Origin of the sequence: Pseudomonas sp. Ost2 (genome assembly GCF_018326065.1) — a bacterium.
Taxonomy (GTDB): Bacteria; Pseudomonadota; Gammaproteobacteria; order Pseudomonadales; family Pseudomonadaceae; genus Aquipseudomonas; species Aquipseudomonas gingeri.
On the sequence record NZ_AP021904.1, the window covers coordinates 4,662,477 to 4,688,670 of the forward strand.

The window sequence follows — 26,194 nt, forward strand, 5'->3', positions numbered from 1 at the left end:
CGCGTGCTCAATAGTGCATGAAGTTTTCTAGACCATTTAATTATTAATTAATATTTATATATTCCACTAAAGAATATACCAACACCCTCCGTGCTCGCTGCTGCTGGAGCAGCAATCGGCCAGCACTCGCGTGTCTGCACATCAGCAGCAGGCCTTGCGAGACAGCCCCGGCCGATCTGCTACAGCCCAGGAAATACAAAGGCCAGAGCGGTTTTCTCGGCTACTGGCATGCAATCTGCTCTCTGCCTTCCCATACCTCACCACAGGCAGGGAACCTCCCATGAAAAACTTCTGGCGCAACAGCATTGCCGCCCTGTTCGGCGTCCTGGCCAGCACCGCCGCACTCGCCGAACCGGCCGCCCCGGCCTCGGTGAAGATCGCCATCGTCGCCTACACCCAGGGCGGCAAACCGGTGTTCGGTGGCATTGCCGGACGGGTGATCGAAGACGGTTGGCTGGAAGCGCAACTGCGTGAGCGCGGAGTCAAACTGGAATGGATCGCCCTGCCCCACGCTGGCGCCGGCCCGCAGATCAACGAAGGGTTCAGCAACAACAGCCTGGACTTTGCCGTACGGGGCGACCTGCCTTCGGTGATCGCCGGGGCCGGCGGCGTACCGGGCAAGCTGATCGTGCCCGGCGGCAGCGGCAACAACATCTACCTGGTGGTGCCCGAAGGCTCCGGTGCCACGCGCATCGAAGACCTCAAGGGCAAGCGCCTGGCCCTGCATCGGGGCCGTCCATGGGAGTTCGCGTTCAGCAATTTCCTCGCGAGCAAGGGCCTGAAACTCGACGACTTCAAGATCGCCAACCTCAACCCGCAGGTCGGCGCGGCAGCCGTGTCGGCCGGCAAGGTCGATGCGGCCGTGCTGCTCAGCGAAGCCTATGCCCTGGAAGACAAGGGCGTGGGCAAGATCATCTGGTCCACCAAGCAAGGCAGCAACGACTGGCGCCTGGTGTCCGACCTGTGGGGCACCGAAGCCTTTGTGCGGCAACACCCGGACATCACCCAGTTGCTCGCCACCGCCTGGGTCAAGGCCGCGTGGTGGATTTCGCAACCGCAGAACCAGGACGCCTACTACCAGCTCTCCTCCCGCGCCGGCACTGCCGAAAGCGTGCTGCGCCGCGATGACCAGAACGACCCGGTGGCCTGGAAAGACCGCTGGGCCCCCAAAAGCGATGCGCAACTCAAGGCCCACTACCAGGCCCTCACCGCCTACGCCCTGGCCAACCATCTGATTCGCGACACCTATGACATCGGCCCCTCGCTGGCCACCGGCTTTACCAACCAGGCCCTGATCGACCTGAAACTCACCGACTACTGGCCGGCCCTGCGCGGCCAGGTCAGCACCAATCCTTGATAGGGAAATTGCCAATGAAACTGCCGCACTCCTTCGTCTTCGGCCTCAGTGTCCTGGCCCTGTCCATGAGCGCCTTCGCCGCCGACGCCTACGCGCCCAAGCCCGATCCGCTGCAAGGCGACGGCCGCGTCTCGGCGTTCTACACCTGGGAAAAGGCGATTCCGGCCGCCCCCGGCAAACTGCTGCGCAGCGAGCCGCTGGACAAGACCCTGAGCCTGGCGAACGCCGCCAGCGCCCAACGGATTCTCTACACCTCCACCGATGGTATCGATGACAAGACGCCGATTGCGGTGTCCGGTGCGCTGTTCCTGCCCAGGGGCACGCCACCTGCCGGCGGCTGGCCCGTAGTGAGCTGGGGCCACGGCACCGTCGGCGTGGCGGACGTGTGCGCGCCGTCCTGGCAAGGTCGCTCGTACCGCGACGTGGCCTACCTCAATCGTTGGCTGGCGGAAGGTTTTGCCGTGGTCGCCACCGACTATCAAGGGTTGGGCGTGCCCGGCGGCCACCCTTTGCTCAACAGCCGCATGGCAGCCTACGGCATTCTCGACGCCGCCAGGGCGGTGGTCGCCGGGGTACCCGGACTGGCCGACAAGGTCTTGATCGTCGGCCAGTCCCAGGGGGGAGCCGGCGCCTTTGCCGCCGCGGCCTATGCCGCGACCTACGCCCCCGACCTGGGCGTCAGGGGCAGTATCGGTACCGGGGTGATCTACACCCTCGACTACGCGAAGAACCCCAGCGAGGAGGTGCGCAACAAAGTCGACCCGACCCTGGCCTACGGTTTCTACACCCTGCTCGCCGCCCAGCAATATGATCCGAGCATCAACCCCGCCGACTTCTACACCGACAAGGCCCTGCCGATATTCGAGCAGGCCCGTACCAGTTGCCTGTTCGCCCTGGAAGGCGACGTGGAAGGCCTCGGCCTGAGCATCGCCAACACCAAGAAAGACTACAAGGGCAAGCAACTGGCGCCGTGGCTCGCGCAAGTGTCATACCCGACCTTGAAAACCTCCAGGCCGATCTTCATCGGCACCGGCGCCGAAGACACCACCCCCGCCGCCGCGACCCAGGTCAAGCTGATGCAGGACGCCTGCAACGCCGGTTCCATCGTCGAAGGCCACCTGTACAAGGGCCTTGGCCACAGCGCCACGGTCAACGCTTCGCTCAAGGACTCGATCCCGTTTGCCCACAAAGTCATCAACGACCAACCGATCACCCCGATCTGCGCCCCGACCGCGCAATAAGCAGGAGGCTTGCATGAGCATCGAATTCTTCACCCGTCTGCCATTGCATGGCGAAACCCAGTTCCTGCCGGGCGATCCCCGCAATCGTGGCGACTGGCATCGCGGCGGCGCCAACAGCACCGGCGCGGTTTCCGGGTTCAGCGTGGGCGACCACTTCACCTACATCGACTACCTGGGCCAGATCGCCAAGGCGGCCGAGATCAACCACTTCGGCGGCGCGCTGATGGTCAACGCGCCCACCGGCGAAGAGCCCTGGACCGTCTGCTCGCTGCTGGCCCGCGAGACCCGCACCCTGCAGTTCGTCACGGCGTTCCAGCCCTACCACTACACCCCCTGGGTGGCGGTGCAGCAGGCGGCCACCTACCAGCGCGCCACCGGCAACCGCCTGGTGTGGAACATCATCAACGGCGGCTCGGATGCGATTCAACGCCAGGTCGGCGACTACAGCGACCACGATGAACGCTACGAGCGCGCCACCGAGTTCATGGACGTGGTCAAGGGCTATTGGTACAACGAGACCTTCCATTACGCAGGCAAATTCTACCAGGCCGACGGTGGTGGCCTGCGCGGGCCATTGAAAAAGGCCCGGTTGCCGTTGATCTGCACCGCGGGTTCGTCGATTGCCGCGCGGGAGTTTGCCGCCAAGCACGCCGACTTCTACCTGATGCGTGCCGAACACCCCGACGAGATCGCCGCGCTGATCGCCGACCTGCGCCAACGCGCGCTGAAATGGGGGCGTACCGATATTCGCTTCGGCCTGTCGATTGACGTGATCACCCGCGAGACCGAAGAGCTGGCGCGCACCGAAGCCAAGCGTTTCTTCGATGAAGGCATCGCCCGTGGCGCGGTCAAGGCCGTGGCGGCCCACGCCGGGCTGCGCACCGCGCGCAAGCTGAGCTACGAGCATGGGTTTGCGCAGAAGAGCGAAGACCAGGGCTTCGACGACTTCTTTATCCACCCGAATGTATGGACCGGTTTCGGCTATATCGGCATCCCGCCGGGCTGCGCGCTGGTGGGCAGCTACGAAAACGTGGTGGCGCGGATTCGCGAGTACAACAGCATCGGCATCGACCTGTTTTTCCTCGCCGGCTACCCGCACCTGGAAGAAGCCTATCGCCTGGGCGAGCACATCCTGCCGCACTTTCGCAGCGAACGGGCCGACCTGAGCCGCCCCCACGAGCCCGTGCGGGAGCTGCACTCGGCCAACGGCGGAGCCTGATGCCATGACTATACTGCTGAGCCGCCGGGACTTTCTCGGCTACAGCGTGACCGTCGGTGGCGGCCTGTTGCTAGCCGGTTGCGGCCCGAACGATACCCCGGCGGGAACTGCCACCAGCGACCAACCGCGTTATGGCGGCCGCCTGCGCCTGGGCATCCTCGATGGCAACCAGAGCGGCAACCTGGATGCGCATAAACCGGTGGGCAGCGGCATCGTTCGCGGCTTTGCGTTGTACAGCAAGTTGTGGGAATGGGACGAGCAGATGCAGCCGCGCCTGGCCCTGGCCGAGCTGGCCGAGCCGAATGCCGACGCGAGTGCCTGGACCCTGCGCCTGCGCCCGGGCCTGGAGTTCCACAACGGCAAGACCATCGACGCCGATGACCTGATCTTCTCGATCCGCCGCCTCACCGATCCGCAACTGGCCTCGCCCTACGCGGCCCTGTTGCACTGGGTGGATCGCGACAACCTGGTCAAGCTCGACAACCGTACCGTGCGCCTGAGCTTCCGCGACGGCCGCAGCTATATGCCGCTGGCGGAAACCTGGGTCAATTTCGGCGGCATCGTACCGGTGGACTACCATCCGGTCAGCAACCCGGTGGGTGCCGGTCCCTACAAGTTGAAGAGTTTCACCCCGGGCCAGCGCTCGCTGTTCACCCGCTTCGAGAACTACTACAAGGAGGGCAAGCCCTACGCCGATGAGCTGGAAATCATCGACTTCAAAGACCAGGTCTCGCGCCTCGCCGCATTGCGCTCCGGACAGATCGACATGGCCAATGTGCTGCCCACCGAGCAGTTGCCGATCCTGCAGAAGGACCCACGGCTCCAGGTGATCACATCGGTCACCGGTAACTGGCTGTCGTTCGACATGAACCTGGACAAGCCACCGTTCAATGACCCACGGGTGCGCGAGGCGTTCCGCCTGATGGCCGACCGCGACGAGCTGGTGCGCCGCGCCCTCAACGGCCAGGGCCGCGTGGCCAATGACTTGTATGCCCCCGGCGACCCGACCTTCAACCACGATCTCGGCCCGCGTCCCCATGACCCGGCGCGTGCCGCGCAACTGCTCAAGGACGCCGGCCAGGAGAATCTCGAGGTGGAGCTGATCACCACCCCGGGCCCGGGCTTGAGTTCAGCGCTGGTGTTGGCGGAACAGGCCAGGCGCATTGGCGTGACCCTCAAGGTCAGGCAGGTGGACCTGGCCACGTTCCAGGGCCCGCTGAAAAACGACTGGCCCCTGAGCACCGGCGGCAGCATTGGCGCACCGTTCCTGGCCAGCGCCATTCACACCGACGCACCGTTCGCGGTCTCGAACAAGACCCATTTCAACGACCCGCAATTCAGCGAACTGTTTCTCGCCGCCATGGCCCAGCCCGACCTGGAAAAACGCAAGGCCCTGGTGCACCAGGTCCAGCAGATCCAGTACGAACGCGGCGGCATGCTGATCTGGGGCTACGCCAACCTGCTCGACGGCGTTTCCACCCGCGTGGGTGGAGCCCAGGCCGAAGAATCGCTGTTCAGCACCTGGCGCTTCGAGAAGCTCTGGCTCAAAGACCCGGCCTGATTCCACCGTTTTATCCTCACTTTCCTGACAGGAGTCGCTTCTGCCATGCGCGCTATCGCCTTGCGTTTACCCCTGCTGCTGGTCACCAGCCTGCCGTTGCAGGCCTTTGCCGCCGATACCCAACTGCAAACCGTGACGGTGCAGGCAAGCAGCGGCGAGTCGGATGACGACGCCCTGCCCACGCGCCCGCCGACTTCGGTGTACGGCGGTACCGAGGTCAAGGTGCTCGACACTCCGCGGTCGGTGGTGCAGGTCAACGCCGAACAACTGGCCAACGGTTCGATCCACAGCGCCGACGATCTGGTCAAGTACGCCCCGGGCATCACCCGCGGTGGCGGCCAGAACGCCGGCATCGCGCCACAGTTTCGCGCCCAGGGCTCCGAGATATTCCAGGATGGCCAACGCGCCTATGGCGTGCGCCACCCGGCGAACTTCAACGCCTACGAGGGTGCCGATATCGTTGCCGGCCCGTCCTCGGTGACCTACGGCTCAGTGTCCGGCAGCGGCGGCTACGTCAACTACCTGAGCAAAAAGCCCAATTTCAACGAGTTCAAGACCAGGCTCAGTGGCGAACTGGGCTCGTGGGTCCCGGACGGCACCTCGCGCAGTTCCAACAAGTTCAGCATCGACAACACGGGCCCGCTGAGTGACAACCTGGCCTACCGGCTGAGCATCACCAAGCAGCGCCAGCAGGACTTCTACGACAACGTCGACAACAATTTCGACGCGTTCTACGGCGCCCTGGCCTGGCGCAACGACAATGTGCGGGTCGACTGGAACGCCAGCTACGACGACTACTACGACTACAACATCACCCACGGCTGGAACCGCGCCACCCAGGACCTGGTGGACCACGGCAAGTACTACGCCGGACGGGCCACGCCGATCATCCAGAACGGCAATACCCTGTGGTCGCCAGTGCTGGCCTCGGGCGCCGCCGATGCGCCGACCCTCGGCTGGGTGCAACGCCAGCGCAATGCCCAGGGCCAGTACGCGGTGGTCGACGGCAGCTTCCAGACCGCCTCGCCCAACACCCAGGCCAGCCCCGGCAGCCTGCGCGGCTGGGTGTATGACCCGACGCTGGCGGGCAACGGCGAACAGTCGCTGTCGTCGCAGACCGGACAGCGCAAGGAAGATGAAAGCAGTTCGCGGCGCTTTACCACGCAATTGCACGTCGAAGTCGACCTGTCGCCGACCATCACCCTGGCCAACAGCACGTTCTACCAGCGCTCCAGGGACATCACCGATGCCGTGGGCGCGTTCCAGGTGCAATCGAAAGACAACATCTTCGACAACCGTTTCGAGTTCCACTCACGCAACCAGGCCCAACTGGGAGGCTGGACCCTGCGGGACGACAGCAACACCGGCCTGATCTACCGCCGCGAGTTCAATCAGTCGATTGCCGCCAACAACAGTTTCGGCTCGACCATCAATGCCTATGACCTGACCCAGAATCCCTCGGGCAAGAACCCCGGCGACCTGCTGGGCCTGGACGGGTCCAACCCCGCCGGCGGCAATGGGGCGTGGATCGGCCAACCGGGCGTGCCGCAATACTCCAATTACTACGGCTGGCTCAACCTGCCGCCGATGTATGCCGCCGGGCATGGCCTGTATGCCGAGTCGGTGGCGCCCTACACCGCTGAAAGCACCTGGACCACCAAGACCCTGTTCAGCCAGCACAACCTCAAGTACGGCGACTATTTCGGCCTGAACATCGGCGCCAGCCGCAGCTGGATCGAGGCCGAGATCGACAATCCGTTCGTGCTCGCCGGCGGCAATCGGCGCAAGGACAGTGACAACTACCGGCTGTTCGCCTTCCAGGTCAGCCCCTATGTGAAACCCAGCGAAAACACCACCCTGTATTACACCTTCGACCGCTCGCTGGCGGTCAATACCGGGTTCTTTTCCAACGGCCTGGGCTGGGGCAGCGGCAGTGGCGCCAACCAGCTCAACCCGCTGGCATTCCAGAGCCTCAGCGTGCTGCATGAAGTGGGGGTCAAGGTCGAGGCCGTGCCCAACCAGCTGTTCATGACCCTGGCGGCATTCAAGCAGGCCCGCGACCAGGCACCCGACAGCAATAACAACATTGCGCGCCTGCTGATCAAGGGCGTGGAAGCCACCGTGCGTTATCAACCCGATGACCACCTGCGCAGCGGCCTCAACCTGTCCAAGCTCAGTGCCTACAACGAATTCACTTCCCAGGCCGGGTTTGCCTCGGCGGGATTCATCCCCGACAACGGCACGGTATTTGGCGATAACAACAGCCTCAACCAGCGCCCGTCCGGGCGCTACGACGCGGTGCAGATTCCCGAGTACACCGCCAGCGGCTATGTCGACTACCGCTTCGATTCCGGCTTTGGCGCCGAGCTTTCAGGCTGGTGGACCAGCAACTGGTACCTGAACCTGAGCAAGACGGTAAAGATCCCCAATGAATACAACCTCGACCTCGCCCTGTACTACCGCCAGCCGCAGTGGAGCACCACGCTGCGGGTCCTGAACCTGACCAACGAGCTGAACTTCGTCAGCGGCCTGGCCGGCTCCACCAACACCTTTTTGCAACCCATGCCTGGCCGCACCTTGCTGGCCCAGGTCGATTATCAATTCTGATCCGCAGCAGGAGCGCTCCATGTCCATTGAATTTGTCGGCATGATTTTCCCTCGCCAGTGGTCGGAAACCCGTGGCGTTCGCAGCCCGGATTTCGACCTCGACTTTATCCGCCACCACGCCCGCGCCCACGAGCACGCCGGCTTCGACCGCGTGCTGATCGCCAGTGGCCCCGGCAGCGCCGACAGCCTGCAGATCGCCGCCTATGCGGCAGCCCACACCGAGCGGTTGGGCTTCATGATCGCCCATCGCCCGGGCCTTACTCCACCGACGGTGGCTGCGCGCTCTTTCGCCACGCTGGATCACACTACCGGTGGCGGACGCATCCGCCTGCACGCGATTACCGGCATCACCGCCGAGCCCCAGGAAGGCGACTTCCTGCTGGACAAGACCGAGCGCTACCGGCGCACCGATGAATACCTGGAAATCGTGCGACGCACCTGGACGGCCGAAGAACCGTTCGATTTCGAGGGCAAGTACTTCCACATCAAGGGCGCGTTTTCGCCGGTCAAGCCGTTGCAGCAGCCGCATATCCCGATCTCGTTTGGCGGTTCCTCGGATATCGCCTATCAGATCGCGGTCAGGCATGCGGATCTGTATGCATTGTGGGGCGAGCCGTTGAGTGGCGTGGCCGAGCAGATTGCCAAGCTCAAGGCGGCTGCCGCCGCGGCGGGTGTGCAAGCGCCACGGGTGAGCCTGTCGGTGCGCTTGATTCTCGGAGCCACCGAGGAGCTGGCCTGGCAGCGCGCCGAGCAGATCCTGCAACAGATCAAGGCCAACCCGCAGTTTGCGGCGGGCAGTCCGTGGCAGAAGCGGATCAAGGGCACCGGTTCGGAACGCCTGCTGGCTGCCGCGGCCCTGGGCGATCGCCATGACCGTGCGCTGTGGATGCCCACCGCCACCGCCGTGGGCGCTTACGGCGACACCACGGCCCTGGTCGGCACCCCGGAAACCGTGGCCCAGGCGCTGCTGGATTATGTGGACCTGGGCGTCACGACGTTCTTGAACCGGGGGTATGACCCACTGTATGACACCGTGGATTACGGACGCTGGATCATTCCGGCGGTGCGGGAGGAGGCGCGGCGGCGCCAGGCGCGAGTTGCCTAGCATCATCTGACGCCATCGCCGGCAAGCCGACTCCTACAGTGGCATGCGTGAACCGCAACTCATTTGCATGATGCTACCTCTGCAGGAGCCGGCTTGCCGGCGCTCACCGCACAACGCTGCGACTCACGCCAACGATGGCGAATGCTCCAACAGCGTGCGCGTGTACGCGGCCTGAGGCTGATCGAGCACCCTGTCCACCGCCCCCTGCTCCACCACCCTGCCCGCCTTCAGCACCAGCACGCGGTCGGCAATTGCCCGGACCACGCCCAGGTCGTGGGTGACGAACAGCAACGTCAACCCTTCGCGTTGCAACTGGCGCAACAGATCCAGGATCGATGCCTGCACCGAGACATCCAGGGCCGAGGTGATTTCATCGCAGATCAACAAGCCCGGCTCGCACAACAGCGCACGGGCGATGGCCACGCGCTGGCGTTCGCCACCCGACAGGCTGTGGGGATACAGATCGGCCAGCGACGCCGGCAGCGCCACACGCTCGAGCACGGCCTCGACCCGCTCCCGCGCTGCCGCGCCTTTCACCGCGAAGAAGTGCTCCAGCGGTGCACTCAGCGTCTGGTACACCGTTTGCCGTGGGTTCAACGCACGATACGGGTTCTGGAAGATGTACTGGATCTGGTGGCGCGCACTCGCATCACGCTGGCGGGCCCGCAGCGGCAAAGGGCGTCCGGCGTAGCTCAACTCGCCTTCGGCATTTTCCCCAAGACCGGCGACGGCGCGTGCCAGGCTGGTCTTGCCCGACCCGGACTCGCCCACCAGCGCCAGGCACTCGCCCGGGCGTACCTGCAACGCGATGTCGAACAACACCTGTCGGTCGTAGGCGACGTTCAAGCCATCGATGGACAGCAGGGGTGGCTCGGTCTGCGTGACCAGGGGCGCAATCGGCGTCAGGGCAATGGCCTGTAGTGGCTGGTCGTGGGGCGCGAAACACGCCACTTCATGGCCTGTGGCGATTGCATGCAATGGCGGTTCGACAGCTGAGCAACCCGAGGCGAACCGCTCACAACGCGGCCCGAAACCACACCCCCGCGGTCGCTGCCCCGGCGCTGGCGCATGCCCGGCAATCGCCTTCAGTTCCCGTCGCCCCGCGACGTCCGGAATCGCCGCCAGCAGCCCGCGGGTATAGGGATGGGAGGGTCGGTTGAACAGGACATCCCGTGTCGCGGTTTCAACGATACGCCCGGCATACATCACCATCACCCGGTCCACCAGGTCCTTGATCACCGCCAGGTCATGGGACACGTACACCGCCGCCACCCCCTGGCTTTTGCACAGGCGACGCAGGGTGGCGAGGATATGCGCCTGGGTGCTCACGTCGAGGGCGGTGGTCGGCTCGTCCAGCACGATCAGGCGCGGACGCAGCACAAAAGCCAGCGCCAGCATCACCCGCTGCTGCTGCCCGCCGGACAGCTGATGGGGAAAGCGTCGCAGGAACTCGCGGTCATGGGGCAAACCGACATCGCGCAAGGTTTCATCGATTCGCTGCCGTTGCGCCGCATACCCGCCTCGCAACGAGTGCACCGCCAGGGTCTCACGCAACAGGCTGCCGATGCGCAGCGCAGGGTTCAACGCCGTGGCCGGATCCTGGGCGACATAGCCGATCAGGCTGCCACGGGCGCGGCGCAAGGCTTCACCTTCGAGGCTCAACAGCGCCTCGCCCCCCACCCGCACCTGACCGCCGACAATCCGTGCACCGCGCCGGGCGTGGGCCAGCAGCGCCGTCGCGAGGGTGGTCTTGCCCGAGCCCGACTCTCCGACCAGGCCAAGGATCTCCCCGGCCCGCAGGTTGAACGAGATACCGGATAGCACGTCCACCTGCCCCGCCAACTCCACACGCAGGTCACGGACCTCCAGCACTCCGGTATCGATTTCAGTGATGGCGTTCATGGCTGCTTTTCTCCCATCCGTGCGCTGCTGCGGCCGATGCCTTCGGCGAGGATATTGGTGCCGTAGGCAAATACGCCGATCAGTACCGCCGGCGCCAATACGGCCCACGGCTGCACCAGCAGGCCGGCCTGGTTTTCATTGATCATCAGGCCCCAGTCCGCCGTGGGCGGCGCCACGCCGTAGCCGAGAAAACTCAGGCCGGAGAGCATTCCGACACCCCAGGTCAGCATGTTGCCGAAGTGCACCAGCAGCGGCGTGAGGATGTTCGGCAGGATCTCCTTGAACAGAATGCGTCGCCGCGAATACCCCATCATCTGCGCCGCCTCGACGAACTCCTGCCCCGCCACCGCTACCGCACTGGCCCGCGCCAGACGGATCACGCCGGGGATGAACGCGATGGAGACGGTCAACACGATCAGCCACGGCGCGCGCCCCAGCATGGAGACGATCAGCAGCACCAGGATCAGGTCGGGAAACGCCAGCGACACATCCGCCGACCAGGTGATCAACTGGTCCAGCCGGCGCCGCGACAACCCCGCCAGCAAGCCCAGCGTGCTGCCCACGGCCAGGGCGATGCTGGCCGCCGCCACCGACATCCACAGCACCGACAAGCCGCCGCTGAGCAGCCGTGACAGCACGTCATGCCCCAGGAAATCATGACCCAGCCATGCGCCGTTCGCGGGTGCGCCATAGACCGGGCCGACCATGTCCGTCGAGCCATGGGGCGCCAGCCACGGCCCCAACAGGGCAAAGGCAATCACCAGTACGGTAATCCAGCCGCCCTTGCGGGTTTGCGGTTCAGCCAACCATCGACGAGCACTCATGCATCACCTCGGGAGCGGCGCCACCACGGGGTGATACCCCGCCGGTTGCGTTGAATCATCGTGACCCGGCGCGCGGTACGCAATTTGGGTGTGAGCAGCACGGTGAGCAGGTCGGCCAGCAGGTTGATCAGCACCACCGCCAGGGTAGTCACCAGCACGATCGCCTGGATCATCGGCAGGTCGCGCATCTGGATCGCCGCGTGAAGGGCCGTGCCGATACCGGGGTAGCCGAAGATCACTTCGGCCAGTACCGCGCCGCCGATCAGCGTGCGCAAGGTCAGCGCCACGCCCTGGATTGCCGGCACCAACGCGTTGGGCAAGGTGTGGCCCCACACGATGCGTCGATGGGGAATGCCGCGCAGCCGCGCGGCAATCACATAATCGGACTCCAGAGCCTCGATCATCGCCGCGCGCACCATGCGCGTGAGGTAAGGCAATGCGCCGAGGCTCAGGGCCGATACCGGCAGTATCAGAAACTTGAGCTGACGCAGCAGCGCCTGGTCGGGATCGAGGATCGACACCGCGGGCAAGAAATCCATGTGCGGCATGGAAAACAGCAACACCAGGCCAATCGCCAGCAGGAATCCCGGGGTGGCCTTGAGAAAGATCAGCAACGACAGGCTCCAGCGATCCAGCCGACTGTCCCGGCGTAGCGCCAGCGCCACACCGAGTGCCAGCGCCGCCGGCACCACTACGGCGATCACCCCGGCCAACAGAGCCAGGGTATAGCCAAAACGCCCCCACAGGATGTGGCCGACCGGTGCGCCGGAATCCAGCGACACGCCAAGGTCGCCGCTCAACGCGGCGCCGAGCCAGCGCAGGTATTGCCACAGGATCGGCTGGTCCAGCCCCAGTTGGCGTTGCAGGGTCAGGATGCTTGCCAACGGCGCATCCGGGCCGAGGATCACCCGCGCCGGGTCCGAGGGCAGCGCCTGGGTGGCGATAAACACCACCAGGCTGATGACCCAGGCCGTGAGCAGGCCATAGCCCAGGCGCCCGATAAACCACGCCAGCCATGCCGGGGTGCGTGGGGAGTTGCACGAGGGCTCAGACATGGTTCAACCACAACTCGTCAAAACGCCAGGACGCGAAAGTGGTCTGCTCGGGCCCGAGGCCCCCCACCTTCACCGAGGCCGCGTCGAGCACATCGTTGAATCCCCAGATCAGCAGACCACCGCGCTCGTGCTGGATCTGCTGGGCCTCATGCACCAGGCCTTTGCGCAGTTCCAGGTCGGGTTGGGCCAGCGCCTGGCGGTACAAGCTGGCAAAGCGCGGATCATGGAAATTGCTGCGGTTGTAGATCGCCAGCGGCGCGTCGTTGTGCAGCGCCGAAGCGAGAAAGCCCCGTGCCGGTGTCGAGCCTGGCGAAACTTGCCATTGCTCGCGTTGCGGACCATTGAATACGGCGCCATCGACCTGGCGGACACGCACCTCGACCCCGGCCTTTTTCGCCTGCTGGGCAAACACCAGCGCGGCGTTGACCCCGGGCCCGGGCGTGGTGGTCAGTTCCACCCGCAAATCCGTCTGCCCGGCCTGGCGCAGCAGCGAGCGCGCCTGCTCCAGGTCATGGGGACGTTGCGCAATCGCGTGGTTGTAGGTCGGATCGTGGGGCGAATACAGGTCGTTGGCGATGCGCCCGAAGCCGTTGAGGCCACGGTCCACCAGTTCCTGTCGATCCGCCAGCAGGCGAAACGCCTGGCGCACCCGCACGTCGTCGAACGGCGGCTTGGCCAGGTTCAGGTTGAAACCGGTAAACGAGGTGCTCGGCGACACACACAGCGACAGGCGCGAATCGGCCTTGAGCAAGGCGCTGTGCTCGGCCTGCACGCCGCTGGCAACGTCGATCTGCCCGGCGCGCAACGCGGCCACGCGGGACACCTGGTCCTTGAACTCGATGATTTCCAGTTCATCGGCATAGGGTTGGCCGGGCTTGTAGTAATTCTCAAAACGCGTGTACAGCGAGCGCTGGCCGGGTACGAAGCGCTTGAGCCTGTAGGGGCCGGCGCCCACCGGATTGCTGACCGGATCGTAGTCGGTGGGGACGATGCCACCAAAGCTGATCAGGGTTTCATCCAGCGGAAAAAAGCTCTGGCCCTGCTGGAAACGGATTTCGATGGTGCGCTCGTCCAGCTTGCGCAAGGCATTGCGGTCGATGGCGCCGACCAGGCCGGCAAAGGGTGAGGCCAGCTTGGGATCGGTCAGGCGCAACAACGAAAACAGCATGTCATCGGCGCCGATGCTCTTGCCATGATGGAATTCCAGGCCCGGCTTGAGGCGAATGGTCCAGGCGCTGGCGTCGGCATTCGGCTCGGCGAATTCGGCCAGGGCCAGGCGCGTGCTGACGTCGGTGTTCCATTCCCAGAACTTGCTGTACAGGGCCCAGCCACGAATGATCCCGCCGCCTACCGGTTTATGGGCATCGAGGTTGCCGGATTGGTCGCCATCGATAATGCCGACGCGCAGGCGCCCGCCACTGACGGGCTTGCCGGCCAGCACCGAAGCGCCCCGGGTGGCCGCGCCGCTATCGCAGCCACCGAGCAGCAGACCGCCGCCGATGGCCAGGCCGTGGCCGAGAAATGCCCGGCGGGAAAATCCGTCACTCATCATTCATGCCTCTTCGCGCTGCGTGGTCTTCTGCGTCACGCCCAGGCGCGGCACATCGAAGCCATGGTCCAGCTCCAGCAACGGGAACAACAGATCGGCCACGCGGTGGGCTTCATCGATCAGCGGGAAACCGGACAGGATAAAGGCCGAGGTACCCTGGGCCTCGTACTCGCGAATGCGTTCGGCGACCTGTTCGGCGCTGCCCACCAGGTAGGTGCCGGCGGCGGGGCCGAGGATGTTGAAACCGAACAGGCTGGGGCCGAGCCAGACGTTGGGGTAGATCTCCAGCTCACGCGCGGTCGGCAGGCGCCCGGCGCGGATGGTCTCGACGTTGCGCTGGGTCTGCGGGTCGTCGCTGTGGAAGTCGTCGAAGCTCACGCCGGGTGGCAACTGGCGCTCGATGGCATTGCGCGCGGTTTGCAGCGAAGTGCGTTGCAGCAGTTTTTCGGCGTGGGCCCAGGCCTCTTCCTCGGTCTCGCGCACGATGATTTGCAGGCGGGTGCCGAAGGTCAGTTCACGACCGATCTTCGCCGCTTCGGCGGCGACCTTGCGGAACTTGTCCCCCAGCTTCGGTGGCGTATTGGCGAAACTCAGGTACACGTCGAGCAATTGCACCGAATGCTCCACGCCCGGCCCCGACGTACCGGCGCCCCACAGTGGGATGCCGGGTTTCTGGCAAGGCGGATGCCACCCTCCCAGGGGATGGCCGGCCGCGCCCGGCGCACGTGGCGCGAGCTTGACGTACTGGCCGTCATAACCGCGGGTGTCGCCGGCATAGAACCCCTGGAACGCCCGCCAGTATTCCAGGCTGAACGCATAACGCTCGTCATGGGGATAGTGCACGCCCAGCGTCGCCAGGCCGGCATCGTTGCCGTTGACCACATTGAACAGCAGGCGACCGTTGGAGAACTGATCAAAGGTCAGTGCCCATTTGGCCAGGACCGCCGGCGACAGCTCGCCCGGGTGCTGGGCCACGAGAAAGCGCAGGCGCTGGGTCGCGTCGATCAGCGAAGCCGCCACCGCCAGGCTTTCATTGGGGCTGGAGCCGAGCAGCGAACCGTAGTAACCCAGGCGATCGCTGGCGACGGCAAGCTGCTTGAGATGCTGGAAATCGGTTTTCCAGCGTCCTTCCGGTTCCCATGGATAGGGGCCGTCGGGCGTAGTGAGGTACCAGAGAATTTTCACAGCCATGAGAAACGTCCTTGAAGTAAGGCGATACCCCCGTGGGAGCCGGTTGACCGGCCCCCGCAGGCGGAATTAGTTGCGGCGGTCGATAGCCGGCACCAGGCCCAACTCCGTGGCTTGCTCGAACAGGCCGCTCATTTTCCACTGCTGGGTCAACACGCCCGGACCATAAGGGCGGGAACCACCGAGGGCATCCGCGAGCAATTGCAGCTGTGCGCCCTCCTCCAGCAACAGGATGAATTCCGCGGTGGCCCGCAGCCCTTGCTTGCCCCACACGGTGGAGCCGCCGTTGGCTTCGAGGATCGCCAGGTTGAAGGGGTTTTCGGCGATCTTGTCGAGGATGAAATCCACCTCCTGCTGGCGGCGGTCGATGTACACCGGCAGTTCCCGGGCCAGCTGGTAGCGTTGCACCGGTACGTAGTGGAACGGCAAGGTGCGGTGGGTCTGGGCCCAGGCGCCAAGGTATGGCGAATGCACGTGGGACACGGTGGTCACATCCGCGTGCTGCTGGAACAGCTTGGTGTAGCGTCCCAGGCCGCCCTTGCCCTTGCCGAGAATGACATTGCCGGCAAAGTCGGTGACGGTGGCTTGCAGCGGCTTGCGGTAATTCCACGGGCCGCCGTAGTTGACCGATACCAGTAGTTCCTGACCCGGCACCCGCTCGATAAAGCCGACGGTGCCATTGGCGGTGATGGTGTTGGTTTCGCGGAATACGGTGAAGGCCTCTTCAGCTTCCAGCAGCACCTTGTCGACAAAGGCCTGCAGTTCTTGGCTGATCGGTTGGGCGTGGACAATGGCAGTCATGGGGGTTCTCCAGGTTCAGGCGCGGCGCTTGGCCAGCAGTTCATGGGCAGCTTGCAGGGGACGCGGGTCGACCCAGTCGGCGATGGTAAAATCACGTTCCAGGAAGCCGTGCAGGTAGAGGAAATCCTTCTGCACACCGAGAAAGTCCAGGCGCTGGGCCGACAGGTCCGGCGCCAGGGTGGTGTGGAAATCGCCGCGATAGGCCTCGGCCACGCCGGCACTGCCGGCACGGGTTTCTTCTTCGAGAATCGCGTTCAGGCCGTCGCGATTGTTCGCCGCCCAGTCGGCGGCGTTGAGGGTCTGCGCGAGAAAGCGCACCACCAGGTCGAAGTGGTTATCCAGCAGGCTCTGGTGGACGGTGATCGGCCGCGGCGTGCCGTTGTTGATGCGGTAGCGCGGCTCGGCGATCAGGTCCAGGTCAATGCCCACCACCAGCCCCAGGCGCCGTGCCGCGTCGGCCGCCGAGGCGCCCTTGACGTACACCGCGTCGACCTCGCCACGCACCAGGTAATCCAGGCCGGACCACAGGCGCTGCAAGCCCTGGCGCGGATCGGCCGCCAGCTCCTGGTCCTGCAACGCCACTTCCACCAGTTCCACATCATCAAAGCCCAGGCCGGCCAGGCTCAGCGCGCCCTTGTAGCCGTGCAGGCTCATGGCCCGAGCGATGCTGCCGGGACGGTTGTCGCCCCAGGCCGGCAAGGCCAGGCGCTTGCCTCGCAAGTCTTCGGGGCGGGTGATGCCGGAGTCCGGCCGGACCAGGATGGTCTGCCATTCCTCGATCCAGGTCAGGCCGATCAGGCGGCTCGGCGCACCGGCGGCGCGGGCGGCCAGGGCCGGCACATTACCGCCCTCGCGAAACAGCCCCGGCAGGTCGTGATCGTAATGATGACGACCCAGCTGGCGGGCCTCCTGCAGGGTGGACACCGGCAGGCCATCGGGGGCGAACTCCTCGGTCAACCACCCCAGTTTGTAGGCGATGCCGGAGGCGGTCGGCACCGGGCACCGGGTAAACCAGATCTGCTCAAGCTCAGGCGTGGGCAGGACAGCGGAAAGGGTCATGGTCAGCTCCATTGAATTGGGCAAGGCAGTCCATGGGGGTATTGCAGAGGCCGTGCCAATCGCCAGAAGCCCCGGTTTACAAGGGTTCCGAGCCAACACCTGGAAGACGGCTGCTGGCCTGCCAGCAGCACTGCTGCTCCTTCAGCAGTCCCCGGCAAGCACTGCTTCCCCAGCAGCACCCCGCTCACCGAGAGCCCTGTGCAGTGGGGGTTCTGGCGTTGGCGCAGAACTTGCTCAAGGCCCTTTTCACTGCCCTACGCAAACCAAGGACTGAACCATGACTACATTCGAACAGGCGCCCGTACGCCATCTGCCGAGCGAGACCGAGGCCATCGCGGCCGCCAGGGAAATCGCCGTGGAGATCGCCAGCATCGCCGCCGACAGCCAGCAGAACGGCCAGTTGCCCTGGCGCCAGGCTCAGCTGTTATCGGAAAGCGGCCTGACCGCCATCGGTGTGCCCAAGGCCTTCGGCGGGCTCGGCGCGTCGGTGCAGACCATCGTCGAAACCGTACGCCTGATCTCGGAGGCCGATGGCGGCGTCGGACAGTTGCTGCAGATCCATAACGTGATGCTGCGGGGGATTTTCAACGGTTATCCGGACGCGGTGCGTGATCGACTGGTCAGCGACGTACTGGCCGGCAAGCGTTTCGGCAACGCCCTGGCCGAGGTCGGGGGCAAGAACAAGTTCGCGCTGAAGACCCGCGTCGAACGTCGTGAAGACGGCGCCCTGGTACTCAATGGCAGCAAGTTCTACTCCACCGGTTCCTACCTCGCCGAATGGATCTCGCTCACGGCCGCCTCGGACGACGGCGGCGCGGGCGTGCTGCTCAATCGCAATACACCGGGCCTGACGCTGGTGGATGACTGGGAAGCCTTCGGCCAGAAAAACTCGGTCAGCGGCACAGTGATTTTCGACAATGTCGTCCTGGATGAAGACTTCGTTTCATGGCGCAAAGGCCCGATGAAACGCACCGGACTGACCTTCCCGCAGATTCTTCATGCGGCCATCGATACCGGTATCGCCGCCGGCGCGTTGTCGGCCGCGGTGGATTACCTCAAGCACAACGCGCGGCCATGGGTGGAAAGCGGGGTCGACCACGCCAATGAAGAGCCGCACATCATCAAGCAGATCGGCGAATACGCCGTGAGCCTGCGCGCTGCCGAATCGCTGTTGCGCGACGCGGCGCGGGTGTTCGATGCCCATGAGCAAGACCCCGACAACAAGGAACTGCAGGACGAGTTGATCCTCTCGGTGGCGACCGCCCGTGCGCATTCCGACAGCGCCTCGCTGAAGATCTCCAGCGATATTTTCTCGCTGCTGGGGGCCAGTTCATCGTTGAGCAAGTGGAACCTGGATCGCTTCTGGCGCAATGCCCGGGTGCATACCACCCACGATCCGATCCGCTGGCGCCTGCACCACGTGGGCAACTACTACCTCAACGGCGTGGACCCGGGCGAGTACACCGCGATTCTCAACGCCCGGGAAACCCAGGGTGCCACCCGCAAATAAGCAATACGGGCCGTGCGCGGCCCATTCCCCGTGTATGGCTGACGAGCTTTTCATGATCGAACAACACCCCCTTCTACGCAGCCTGGCGATCTACAGGGAAATGCCCTGGCGATTCACCCTGGTGGCGGCGCTGTACGTGGCCATCAACCTGGGGCTGGTCTGGCAACAATGGCTGATCGGCCATGCGGTGAACGACGTCAGCGCCGGACGCGCCGTCGTCCACCATCCTGACGGCAGCCTGGACGCCAGCCTCGGTTGGTACTGGCTCGGGCTGATGCTCGCCGTGGCGTTCGGCCGCGGCCTGCTGCAATACGTCGCCAGCGTGTTGTCGCTGGTGATCAGCCAGGAACTGCTGACGCGCCTGCGCGAACGCATCCTGTCCCAGGTGCAGAGCCTGCACCTGGGTTATCACTGGCAACACGGCATGGGCGAGATGATCACTCGCACCACCCGCGATGCCGACAAGGTGCGCGATGCGCTGATCACCTTCTGGCGTCAGCTGGTGGAAACGCCGCTGGTGCTGCTGGCCACCGTCGGCCTGCTGGGCTGGTACGACCCGCTGCTGGGCCTGGTGCCGCTGCTGCTCACGGTCACCGGACTGTGGATCTTCGTGCGCCAGACCGGGCGCTTGGTGAGCCTGGACCGGGCGGTCGGCAGCGCCTATGACCGGGTCAACCAGGACCTGAGCGAAGGGATTGGCGGCGTGCGGGTGATCAAGTCGTTCGGCCTGGAGCAACGGCGTATCCAGGGCTTCGCCGATCAGGTCGCGGTGTTCGCCGCATTGGCACGCCAGGCTCTGGCCTATTCCAGCTCGCGCATTCCACTGCCCCAGGCGGTGGTGGCGCTGGGGCATGTGTGGATTCTGGTGTACGGCGCCCACCTGGTGGCGGCCGGTCAACTCGGGATCGGCGAACTGGTGACCTCGCTGCTGATCGCCACCACCCTGGTATTCCGTATCGAAGGTATCGGCCGGGTGATGCAGACCTTCGCCGATGCCCGCGCCAGCGCCGAGCGTATCTGGCAATTGCTGGATGCACCGGTGGCGATCCGCGGCGGTGCCGCCAGCCTGCCCGCCAGCCCGTTGGGGCTCAAGCTGGAACAGGTCAGCGTCACCGCCCCCGGTGGGGGCCGCGACATCCTGCATGACTGTTCGCTGACCTTGCAGCCTGGAGAGATCGTCGCGCTGGTCGGCGCCACCGGCACCGGCAAGAGCTTGCTGGCCAGCCTGTTGCCACGCCTGAGCGATGTAACGGCCGGGCGCCTGTTGCTCGGCTCGGACAGCAGCGGCTGGCAGGACATCCGTGACCTGCAACTCGGCCCGCTGCGCCAGCGCGTGCATGTCGCGCCGCAGGAAAGTTTCCTGTTCGCCGGTAGCCTGGCGGCCAACCTGCGCCTTGCCGCCCCGGAGGCCAGCGACGAACAACTGCGCGAGGCCCTGCACCTCGCCGCCGCCGAAGACGTCCTGCAGCGCCTGCCCCAAGGCCTGGAAACGCCCCTTGGCGATCGCGGCGTGACCTTGTCCGGAGGCCAGCGCCAACGCCTGTGCCTGGCCCGCGCGTTGCTGGGCAAGCCGGACATCCTGTGCCTGGACGACGCCACCAGCGCCCTCGACGCCATCAGCGAACGCCAGGTACTGCACAACCTGCGGCAACTGCGCGGCACCACGGTGCTGGTGATCTCCAGCAAGCTCTCGACCATTCTGCTGGCCGACCGCGTGCTGATGCTGGCCGACGGCAGGATCATCGCGCAGGGCCGTCACGCCGACCTGCAATCAACCCATGCGCAATACCGCGACCTGCTGGGGATCGATCATGGCTAACCCGCTGCCAGGCAAAGCCTTGAGCGATATCGAAATCGAAGAAATGCTGGCGAAGAAGGCGTTGGATCGCAGCATGTTCAAGCGCTTGCTGCCACTGCTCAGGCCGATCCGTCGGCAGATTGGCGCGGTGATCGGCATCGAGATACTGCTGGTGATCAGCGTCTTTCTGCGGCCGTGGTTTGTGCGTGAACTGCTCGACCGTGGATTGATCCAACAGGCCGATCACTGGCTGCTGGACGAGCGCCTGGTGCTGTGGCTGGGCCTCGGCCTGGCGGCCAGCTGGCTGGTGCGTTTCCTGCTGGCCGGGGTCTCGCAATTTGTCGCCGGCGGCGCGGCGATCCGTGTGCTGAACGCGTTGCGGGTGCAGGTATTCGCCCATGTCCAGGGCCTGAGCGTCAGTTACTTCGACCAGACCCGCGCCGGGCGCATCATTTCCCGGGTCGACCGCGATGTCGACGCCCTCGAGCCGCTGGTGATCCAGGGCCCGCCAGAACTGCTGGGCGCCCTGCTGCGCTGTGGCCTGGCCTCGGTGATGCTGTGGCGCATCGACCCGCGGTTCTTCCTCAGCCTGGCGGCCACGGTGCCTTTACTGGTGCTCGCCACCTGGAGTTTCAAGCGCATCTCCCAGCGCAACTGGGCCAGGGTCGCGGAAAACCGCAGCCGCTTTACCGCGCACCTGGTGGAAAGCGTCAGTGGTGCGCGCCTGCTGCAACAGTGTGCCCACGAGGCACCGAACCTGCGGCGCTATCGCCAGTTGCTGGAGGATTTCAACCAGGCGCTGATTCGCGGCAGCTTGCGCTCATCGTGGTTCGCACCGTTTACCGCGCTGCTCAGTTCGGCGGGAATCGCGCTGTTGCTGCTGGTGGGCGCGTATGGCCTGGCGGCGGGCGAGGTCAGTGTCGGCCAGGTCGCGGAAAGCCTGTTCTATGTGTTTTTGTTCCTGGGACCGTTGCAGGAGCTGTCGGACCTGTTTGAGCGCTACGCCACGGGCTCGGCGTCGGCACAGCGGATTTTCCTGCTGCTCGATACCTCGCCGCAGATCGTCGACAGCAGCGGCCCCCGGCCCCTGGAACGGGCGCGTGGCGAAGTGCATTTTGACCAGGTGCTGTTCAGCTACGGGCAAGCCCCGGTCATCAACGGCCTGAACCTGCATATCCCGGCGGGTGAAGTGCTGGCGATCGTGGGCCCGTCCGGCCATGGCAAGAGCACCCTGGTGCAATTGCTAACGCGCTTCTACGAAGTGCAGACCGGTGCAGTCCGTCTCGACGGCATCGACGTACGCGAGCTGACGCAACATACCCTGCGTCGCCATGTCGGCGTGGTGTTGCAGGACAACGTGCTGTTCAGCGGCAGCATTCTCGACAACCTGCGCCTCGCCGCCCCCGAAGCCGACGATGCCACCCTGATCGCCGCCGCCCGCGAACTGGGCGCCGATGAAGTGCTGGAGCGCCTGCCTCACCAGTACCACACGGAGGTTGGCCCGCTGGGCGCGCATCTGAGCCACGGCCAGCGGCAGTTGGTATGCCTGGTGCGCGCGTACCTGGCGGACCCGGCGGTGCTGGTGCTGGACGAGGCGACTTCGGCGGTGGACATTCATACCGAACGACGCATCCAGCGGGCGTTGCGCCGGCTGTGCGAGGGACGTACGGCGATCATCATCGCGCATCGGCTGGCGACGATCCGCGATGCCGACCGGATCGCGGTGGTACGCCATGGGCAGGTGGTGGAACTGGGCGCGCATCAGCAGTTGATGGACAAGGACGGACCGTATGCCGCGCTGTACCAGACCTACCTGCGCAGCGCGCGCAGCCACGAGCCGAGCGCCCTATCCCCGTAGGAGCCGGCTTGCCGGCGCCTGCAAGGGCCTGCTGCACGCTCAGCATCGACTGCTGGGCGGGTGCTGCTACAGCAGCACCCGTCTCCTTCCCGCATGCGCAAGCCCCCGTAGCCATTGGGCCCCGCCCCATGGCATGGGCGTTGCAACCACCCCTGCCATCAGGTCCACGCACCTTGCACGACTGAATCAGGAGCATCCATGAGCACTGAATTTTTCTGGCGCCTGCCGCTGGGCACCGACGGCCCGCAGCTGACCACCGACAAACACAACCGTGGCAACCCCGACTACCGCCCCGGTCATATCGCTCCGGGACGCTTGCCCAACGGCGAACCCGACGACTTCACCTACATCGACTACATCGCCCAGGTGGCCAAGGCCGCCGAGCTCGCCGGTTTTGAAGGCGCCCTGCTGCCCACCGGCCCCGAGCCATGGATTGCCGCCGCCGCGCTGGCCCGGGAAACCCGGCGCATCAAGTTCCTGATCGCCTTCCAGGCCACCTGGACCCTGCCCGCCTACGCCGCGCAGCAGGCGGCGATCCTGCAGAATCTCAGCCGTGGCCGCCTGGAGTGGAACATCATCACCGGCGGCAACCCCGCCAGCCAGCGCGCCAACGGCGACTTCCTCGAACATGACCTGCGCTACAAGCGCACCGGCGAGTTCCTCGACATCATCCAGGGCCTGTGGGAGAACGAAAAATTCTCCTACGCCGGCGATATCTACCAGCTGGAAAACGGCAGCCTGCCCGCCGGCCTGCAGCACGAGCGCAAGCCGGGGGTGTATTTCTCCGGGTTCTCCGATGCCGCGCTGGGCGTCGCCGCCAGGCACGCCGATGTCTACCTGAACTGGGCCGAGCCCATCGACAAGCTCAAGCCGCATATCGATCGCGTGCGCGAGCTTGCCGACAAACAGGGACGCAGCGTGCGGTTCGGCCTGCGGGTCGACCTGTTCGCCCGCGAGACCGAGGAGCTGGCCTGGAAAGACCTGCGCCGCCAGTTCGACAAGCTTGAAGGCCGGACCAGCGTCGTCGCCAAGGGTTTCACCAGCGGCTCCGATTCGGTGGGCGCCGCGCGGCAAACCGCCTACCACCAGAACGTCGACCGCTTCGACGACCTGATCATCGGCCCCAATCTCTGGGCCGGCTTTGCCAAGGCCAAGCCGGGCCCGACCGTCGGCCTGGTGGGCAGCCACGAAAACATCGCCGAGCGCCTGGTGGAATACCGCGACGCCGGTTTCTCGACCTTCATCCTCGCCGGCAACCCGCACCTCGAAGAAGCCCTGCGCATCGGCCAGGAAGTCCTGCCGCTGGTGCACCGACGCCCGGCCATCCAACCGTTGAAAGCCAGCGCCTGAACGCTGGGGAGAATCCTCGATGACACAACCTCTCGACACCCTCTGGTACACCCGCTGTCCCGTGCCCACCGGCCTGGGTATCGCCGTGCAGAAAGGCTGGCTGCAGGACACCGTCGGCGCCCTGGGCACCGAAGTGCAGTCGCTGCGCGAATCGAATGACAAGGCGGTGCGCGAGTCGCACTTCGATCATACCCTGCAGAATTCGGTCCGCCATGGCGGCAATATCCCGGCGATCTGGGCCCGCGCCCAGGGTCGCGAAACCCGGGTGATCGGCCTGTCCTGGGCGGACGAAGTGCAACTGATCCTGACCCGCCAGGACAGCGGCATCAAGACCGTCAAGGACCTCAAGGGCCGCACCTTCGGCCTGCCGGACTGGGCCGGTGCGCAGATCGATTTCACCCGCGCCCAGGCATTGCGCGGGCTGGAAAACGCGCTGTCGCTGGAAGGCCTGAAGGTCGGCGATGTGAAGCTCGGGAACTTCCGGTATGGCGGCACCTTCAGCGACAACGCCGTGCGCAACGTGGCCGGCACGCCGGTCAATGCACGCACGAGTGAACGCAACCTGGAACTGATCGGCCTGTTGCGCGGCGAGGTCGATGCGATCTTCCTCAAGGGCGCCAGCGCGGCGCAGCACGCCCATGATTTCGGCTTGCACACGGTGATCGACACCGGCTCCCATCCCGACCCGCTGATCCGCAGCAACAACGGCACTCCGCGCACCCTCGCGGTGGACCTGAACCTGCTGGAAAACCATTTCGACGTGGCCACCGGCATCCTCGACTCGGTACTGCGTGCCGAGCAGTGGGCCCACACCCACCCGGAAGACACCCGGCGCTACCTGGCCCGGGAAACCAACAGCAGCGAGTATTGGGTAACCGCGGCCTATGGCGACGATGCACACCTGCGCCTGCGTACCGAACTGGATGAACAGGCGATTGCCGCCCTGCAGGATTTCACCCATTTCCTGCACCGCTGGCGCTTTATCCCGCAAAGCTTCGATGTGCGTGAATGGATTGATGCACGACCGTTGAACGCGCTGCTCAACGGCAAAACCGCGCTGGCAGGCTGACCCGCCAGGCTTCATGGATCCGAACGAAGACCCTTATGAGCAAACCACTCGATACTCTCTGGTACACCCACAGCCCGGTCCCCACCGGGCTCGGCATTGCGGTGCAGTCCGGGCGACTCGCCGAAGCCTTCCTGCCCTATGGCACCAATATCCAATCGTTGCGCGAATCCACGGAGCGGGAAGTTCGCGAAGCCCACTATGATCATCACCTGCAGAACTCGGTGCGCCACGGCGGCAATATCCCGGCGATCTGGGCCTATTCCAGCGGCGTCGAAACCCGCGTGCTGGGGCTGTCGTGGAGCGATGAAGTGCAACTGATCCTGACCACCGCCGAAAGCGGTGTGAAGAGCGTGCGCGACCTGAAGAACCGGCGCTTCGGCCTGCCGAAATGGGCCAACGTGCAGATCGACTTCACCCGCGCCCAGGCCCTGCGCGGCCTGGAAAACGCGCTCAGGCTGGAAGGCTTGAACGTGGCCGATGTGGAACTGGTGGACTACCCCTACGGTGGCACCTACAGCGACAACCAGACCTCCTATGTCTACGGCCCCGAAGTCAGCCTGGGGGTCAGCCGTTTCAGCCGGCGCAACAACGAACTGATCGGCCTGCTGCGTGGCGATATCGACGCGATCTTTCTCAAGGGCGCGCACGCTGTCCACCTGGCCAACGAGTTCGGCCTGCATGTGGTGGTGGACACCGGCTCGCACCCGGACCCGCTGATCCGTTCCAACAACGGCACGCCGCGTACCCTCACCGTGGATATCAACCTGCTGCGGGAACATTTCGACGCCAGCGTGAAGATCGTCGATACCGTGCTGCGCACCGAGCAATGGGCCTGGGCCAACCCGGACGAGACCCGGCGCTTTCTCGCCAAGGAACTCAATACCAGCGAGTACTGGGTGACGGCGGCCTACGGCGAAGATGCGCACCGCCGCCTGCGCACCACCCTCGATTCGCGTTCGATTGAAGCCCTGCAGGATTTCACCGACTTCCTGCATCGCTGGGACTTCATTCCCCGGCGCTTTGACGTGCGCGACTGGATCGATTTCAGTGTGCTGGAAAAAGTCATCGGTTCCACTTCCCGCGTCGCCGTTTAACCCTGCCCACGACCTGCAGGAGCCCGACTTGCCGGCGATAGCGTCTT

19 protein-coding genes are annotated in these 26,194 nt (G+C 65.0%); 12 read left to right on the forward strand and 7 right to left on the reverse strand.

Features of this window, described 5'->3' with window-relative positions; all coding sequences use genetic code 11:
- Window positions 1-280: 280 nt before the first annotated feature.
- Genes KI243_RS20340 through KI243_RS20365 form a run of 6 tightly spaced genes read left to right on the forward strand, consistent with a single transcriptional unit; the run spans window position 281 to window position 9,090 of the window.
- Window positions 281-1,357, forward strand: a complete 1,077-nt coding sequence (locus tag KI243_RS20340; protein WP_017128121.1) for an ABC transporter substrate-binding protein — start codon at window positions 281-283, stop codon at window positions 1,355-1,357.
- Between the two features lie 14 nt (window positions 1,358-1,371).
- Window positions 1,372-2,598, forward strand: a complete 1,227-nt coding sequence (locus tag KI243_RS20345; protein WP_017128120.1) for a lipase family protein — start codon at window positions 1,372-1,374, stop codon at window positions 2,596-2,598.
- 13 nt (window positions 2,599-2,611) lie between these two features.
- Window positions 2,612-3,817: an LLM class flavin-dependent oxidoreductase gene (locus KI243_RS20350; protein ID WP_212809828.1), complete on the forward strand. Its 1,206-nt coding sequence runs from the start codon at window positions 2,612-2,614 to the stop codon at window positions 3,815-3,817.
- 4 nt (window positions 3,818-3,821) lie between these two features.
- Window positions 3,822-5,378 (forward strand): ABC transporter substrate-binding protein, encoded by a 1,557-nt coding sequence (locus KI243_RS20355; RefSeq protein ID WP_103033015.1) that lies wholly within the window; start codon window positions 3,822-3,824, stop codon window positions 5,376-5,378.
- Window positions 5,379-5,423: 45 nt separating this feature from the next.
- Window positions 5,424-7,985, forward strand: a complete 2,562-nt coding sequence (locus KI243_RS20360; protein ID WP_017128117.1) for a TonB-dependent receptor — start codon at window positions 5,424-5,426, stop codon at window positions 7,983-7,985.
- Between the two features lie 19 nt (window positions 7,986-8,004).
- Window positions 8,005-9,090: an LLM class flavin-dependent oxidoreductase gene (locus KI243_RS20365; RefSeq protein WP_177106279.1), complete on the forward strand. Its 1,086-nt coding sequence runs from the start codon at window positions 8,005-8,007 to the stop codon at window positions 9,088-9,090.
- Between the two features lie 123 nt (window positions 9,091-9,213).
- Here the strand turns inward: KI243_RS20365 and KI243_RS20370 are convergent, their stop codons facing one another.
- From KI243_RS20370 to KI243_RS20400, 7 genes are all read right to left on the reverse strand, one after another.
- A complete protein-coding gene (locus KI243_RS20370; protein WP_212809829.1) occupies window positions 9,214-10,992 on the reverse strand; it encodes an ABC transporter ATP-binding protein in 1,779 nt (592 codons plus the stop codon).
- Window positions 10,989-11,816 (reverse strand): ABC transporter permease, encoded by an 828-nt coding sequence (locus KI243_RS20375; RefSeq protein ID WP_042936191.1) that lies wholly within the window; start codon window positions 11,814-11,816, stop codon window positions 10,989-10,991. Before KI243_RS20375 ends, KI243_RS20370 begins: the two co-directional genes overlap by 4 nt.
- Window positions 11,813-12,871: an ABC transporter permease gene (locus tag KI243_RS20380; protein WP_017128113.1), complete on the reverse strand. Its 1,059-nt coding sequence runs from the start codon at window positions 12,869-12,871 to the stop codon at window positions 11,813-11,815. Before KI243_RS20380 ends, KI243_RS20375 begins: the two co-directional genes overlap by 4 nt.
- Complete coding sequence (locus tag KI243_RS20385) at window positions 12,864-14,420, reverse strand: ABC transporter substrate-binding protein (RefSeq protein WP_177088092.1); 1,557 nt, start codon at window positions 14,418-14,420, stop codon at window positions 12,864-12,866. Before KI243_RS20385 ends, KI243_RS20380 begins: the two co-directional genes overlap by 8 nt.
- Window positions 14,421-14,423: 3 nt before the next feature.
- Window positions 14,424-15,611, reverse strand: a complete 1,188-nt coding sequence (locus tag KI243_RS20390) for an LLM class flavin-dependent oxidoreductase (RefSeq protein ID WP_177059952.1) — start codon at window positions 15,609-15,611, stop codon at window positions 14,424-14,426.
- A gap of 66 nt (window positions 15,612-15,677) precedes the next feature.
- Window positions 15,678-16,409: a class II aldolase/adducin family protein gene (locus KI243_RS20395; protein ID WP_017128111.1), complete on the reverse strand. Its 732-nt coding sequence runs from the start codon at window positions 16,407-16,409 to the stop codon at window positions 15,678-15,680.
- 15 nt (window positions 16,410-16,424) lie between these two features.
- Window positions 16,425-17,468: an ABC transporter substrate-binding protein gene (locus tag KI243_RS20400; RefSeq protein ID WP_212809830.1), complete on the reverse strand. Its 1,044-nt coding sequence runs from the start codon at window positions 17,466-17,468 to the stop codon at window positions 16,425-16,427.
- A gap of 277 nt (window positions 17,469-17,745) precedes the next feature.
- Here KI243_RS20400 and KI243_RS20405 point away from each other — a divergent pair, with 277 nt between their 5' ends.
- The 6 genes from KI243_RS20405 to KI243_RS20430 all read left to right on the forward strand — a co-directional run bounded on the left by KI243_RS20405 (window position 17,746) and on the right by KI243_RS20430 (window position 26,147).
- Window positions 17,746-18,978 carry an acyl-CoA dehydrogenase family protein gene (locus KI243_RS20405; RefSeq protein ID WP_177106282.1) on the forward strand — a complete coding sequence of 411 codons (1,233 nt, stop codon included), beginning with the start codon at window positions 17,746-17,748 and terminating at the stop codon, window positions 18,976-18,978.
- Between the two features lie 52 nt (window positions 18,979-19,030).
- Window positions 19,031-20,797, forward strand: coding sequence for an ABC transporter ATP-binding protein (locus KI243_RS20410; protein WP_212809831.1), 1,767 nt, complete (start codon window positions 19,031-19,033; stop codon window positions 20,795-20,797).
- A complete protein-coding gene (locus tag KI243_RS20415) occupies window positions 20,790-22,634 on the forward strand; it encodes an ABC transporter ATP-binding protein (RefSeq protein WP_042936185.1) in 1,845 nt (614 codons plus the stop codon). Before KI243_RS20410 ends, KI243_RS20415 begins: the two co-directional genes overlap by 8 nt.
- Window positions 22,635-22,832: 198 nt before the next feature.
- Entirely contained in the window at window positions 22,833-23,984 is a 1,152-nt protein-coding gene (locus tag KI243_RS20420; RefSeq protein ID WP_017128106.1) for an LLM class flavin-dependent oxidoreductase, read from the forward strand.
- 19 nt (window positions 23,985-24,003) lie between these two features.
- Entirely contained in the window at window positions 24,004-25,053 is a 1,050-nt protein-coding gene (locus tag KI243_RS20425; protein ID WP_017128105.1) for an ABC transporter substrate-binding protein, read from the forward strand.
- A 35-nt stretch (window positions 25,054-25,088) separates the two neighbouring features.
- Window positions 25,089-26,147 (forward strand): ABC transporter substrate-binding protein, encoded by a 1,059-nt coding sequence (locus KI243_RS20430; RefSeq protein WP_017128104.1) that lies wholly within the window; start codon window positions 25,089-25,091, stop codon window positions 26,145-26,147.
- The last annotated feature ends 47 nt before the right edge of the window (window positions 26,148-26,194 follow it).

Coding starts and splice junctions, on each gene's coding strand:
- KI243_RS20340 (WP_017128121.1), top strand. CDS start 281: ATGAAAAACTTCTGGCGCAACAGCATTGCCGCCCTGTTCGGCGTCCTG.
- KI243_RS20345 (WP_017128120.1), top strand. CDS start 1,372: ATGAAACTGCCGCACTCCTTCGTCTTCGGCCTCAGTGTCCTGGCCCTG.
- KI243_RS20350 (WP_212809828.1), top strand. CDS start 2,612: ATGAGCATCGAATTCTTCACCCGTCTGCCATTGCATGGCGAAACCCAG.
- KI243_RS20355 (WP_103033015.1), top strand. CDS start 3,822: ATGACTATACTGCTGAGCCGCCGGGACTTTCTCGGCTACAGCGTGACC.
- KI243_RS20360 (WP_017128117.1), top strand. CDS start 5,424: ATGCGCGCTATCGCCTTGCGTTTACCCCTGCTGCTGGTCACCAGCCTG.
- KI243_RS20365 (WP_177106279.1), top strand. CDS start 8,005: ATGTCCATTGAATTTGTCGGCATGATTTTCCCTCGCCAGTGGTCGGAA.
- KI243_RS20370 (WP_212809829.1), bottom strand. CDS start 10,992: ATGAACGCCATCACTGAAATCGATACCGGAGTGCTGGAGGTCCGTGAC.
- KI243_RS20375 (WP_042936191.1), bottom strand. CDS start 11,816: ATGAGTGCTCGTCGATGGTTGGCTGAACCGCAAACCCGCAAGGGCGGC.
- KI243_RS20380 (WP_017128113.1), bottom strand. CDS start 12,871: ATGTCTGAGCCCTCGTGCAACTCCCCACGCACCCCGGCATGGCTGGCG.
- KI243_RS20385 (WP_177088092.1), bottom strand. CDS start 14,420: ATGAGTGACGGATTTTCCCGCCGGGCATTTCTCGGCCACGGCCTGGCC.
- KI243_RS20390 (WP_177059952.1), bottom strand. CDS start 15,611: ATGGCTGTGAAAATTCTCTGGTACCTCACTACGCCCGACGGCCCCTAT.
- KI243_RS20395 (WP_017128111.1), bottom strand. CDS start 16,409: ATGACTGCCATTGTCCACGCCCAACCGATCAGCCAAGAACTGCAGGCC.
- KI243_RS20400 (WP_212809830.1), bottom strand. CDS start 17,468: ATGACCCTTTCCGCTGTCCTGCCCACGCCTGAGCTTGAGCAGATCTGG.
- KI243_RS20405 (WP_177106282.1), top strand. CDS start 17,746: ATGACTACATTCGAACAGGCGCCCGTACGCCATCTGCCGAGCGAGACC.
- KI243_RS20410 (WP_212809831.1), top strand. CDS start 19,031: ATGATCGAACAACACCCCCTTCTACGCAGCCTGGCGATCTACAGGGAA.
- KI243_RS20415 (WP_042936185.1), top strand. CDS start 20,790: ATGGCTAACCCGCTGCCAGGCAAAGCCTTGAGCGATATCGAAATCGAA.
- KI243_RS20420 (WP_017128106.1), top strand. CDS start 22,833: ATGAGCACTGAATTTTTCTGGCGCCTGCCGCTGGGCACCGACGGCCCG.
- KI243_RS20425 (WP_017128105.1), top strand. CDS start 24,004: ATGACACAACCTCTCGACACCCTCTGGTACACCCGCTGTCCCGTGCCC.
- KI243_RS20430 (WP_017128104.1), top strand. CDS start 25,089: ATGAGCAAACCACTCGATACTCTCTGGTACACCCACAGCCCGGTCCCC.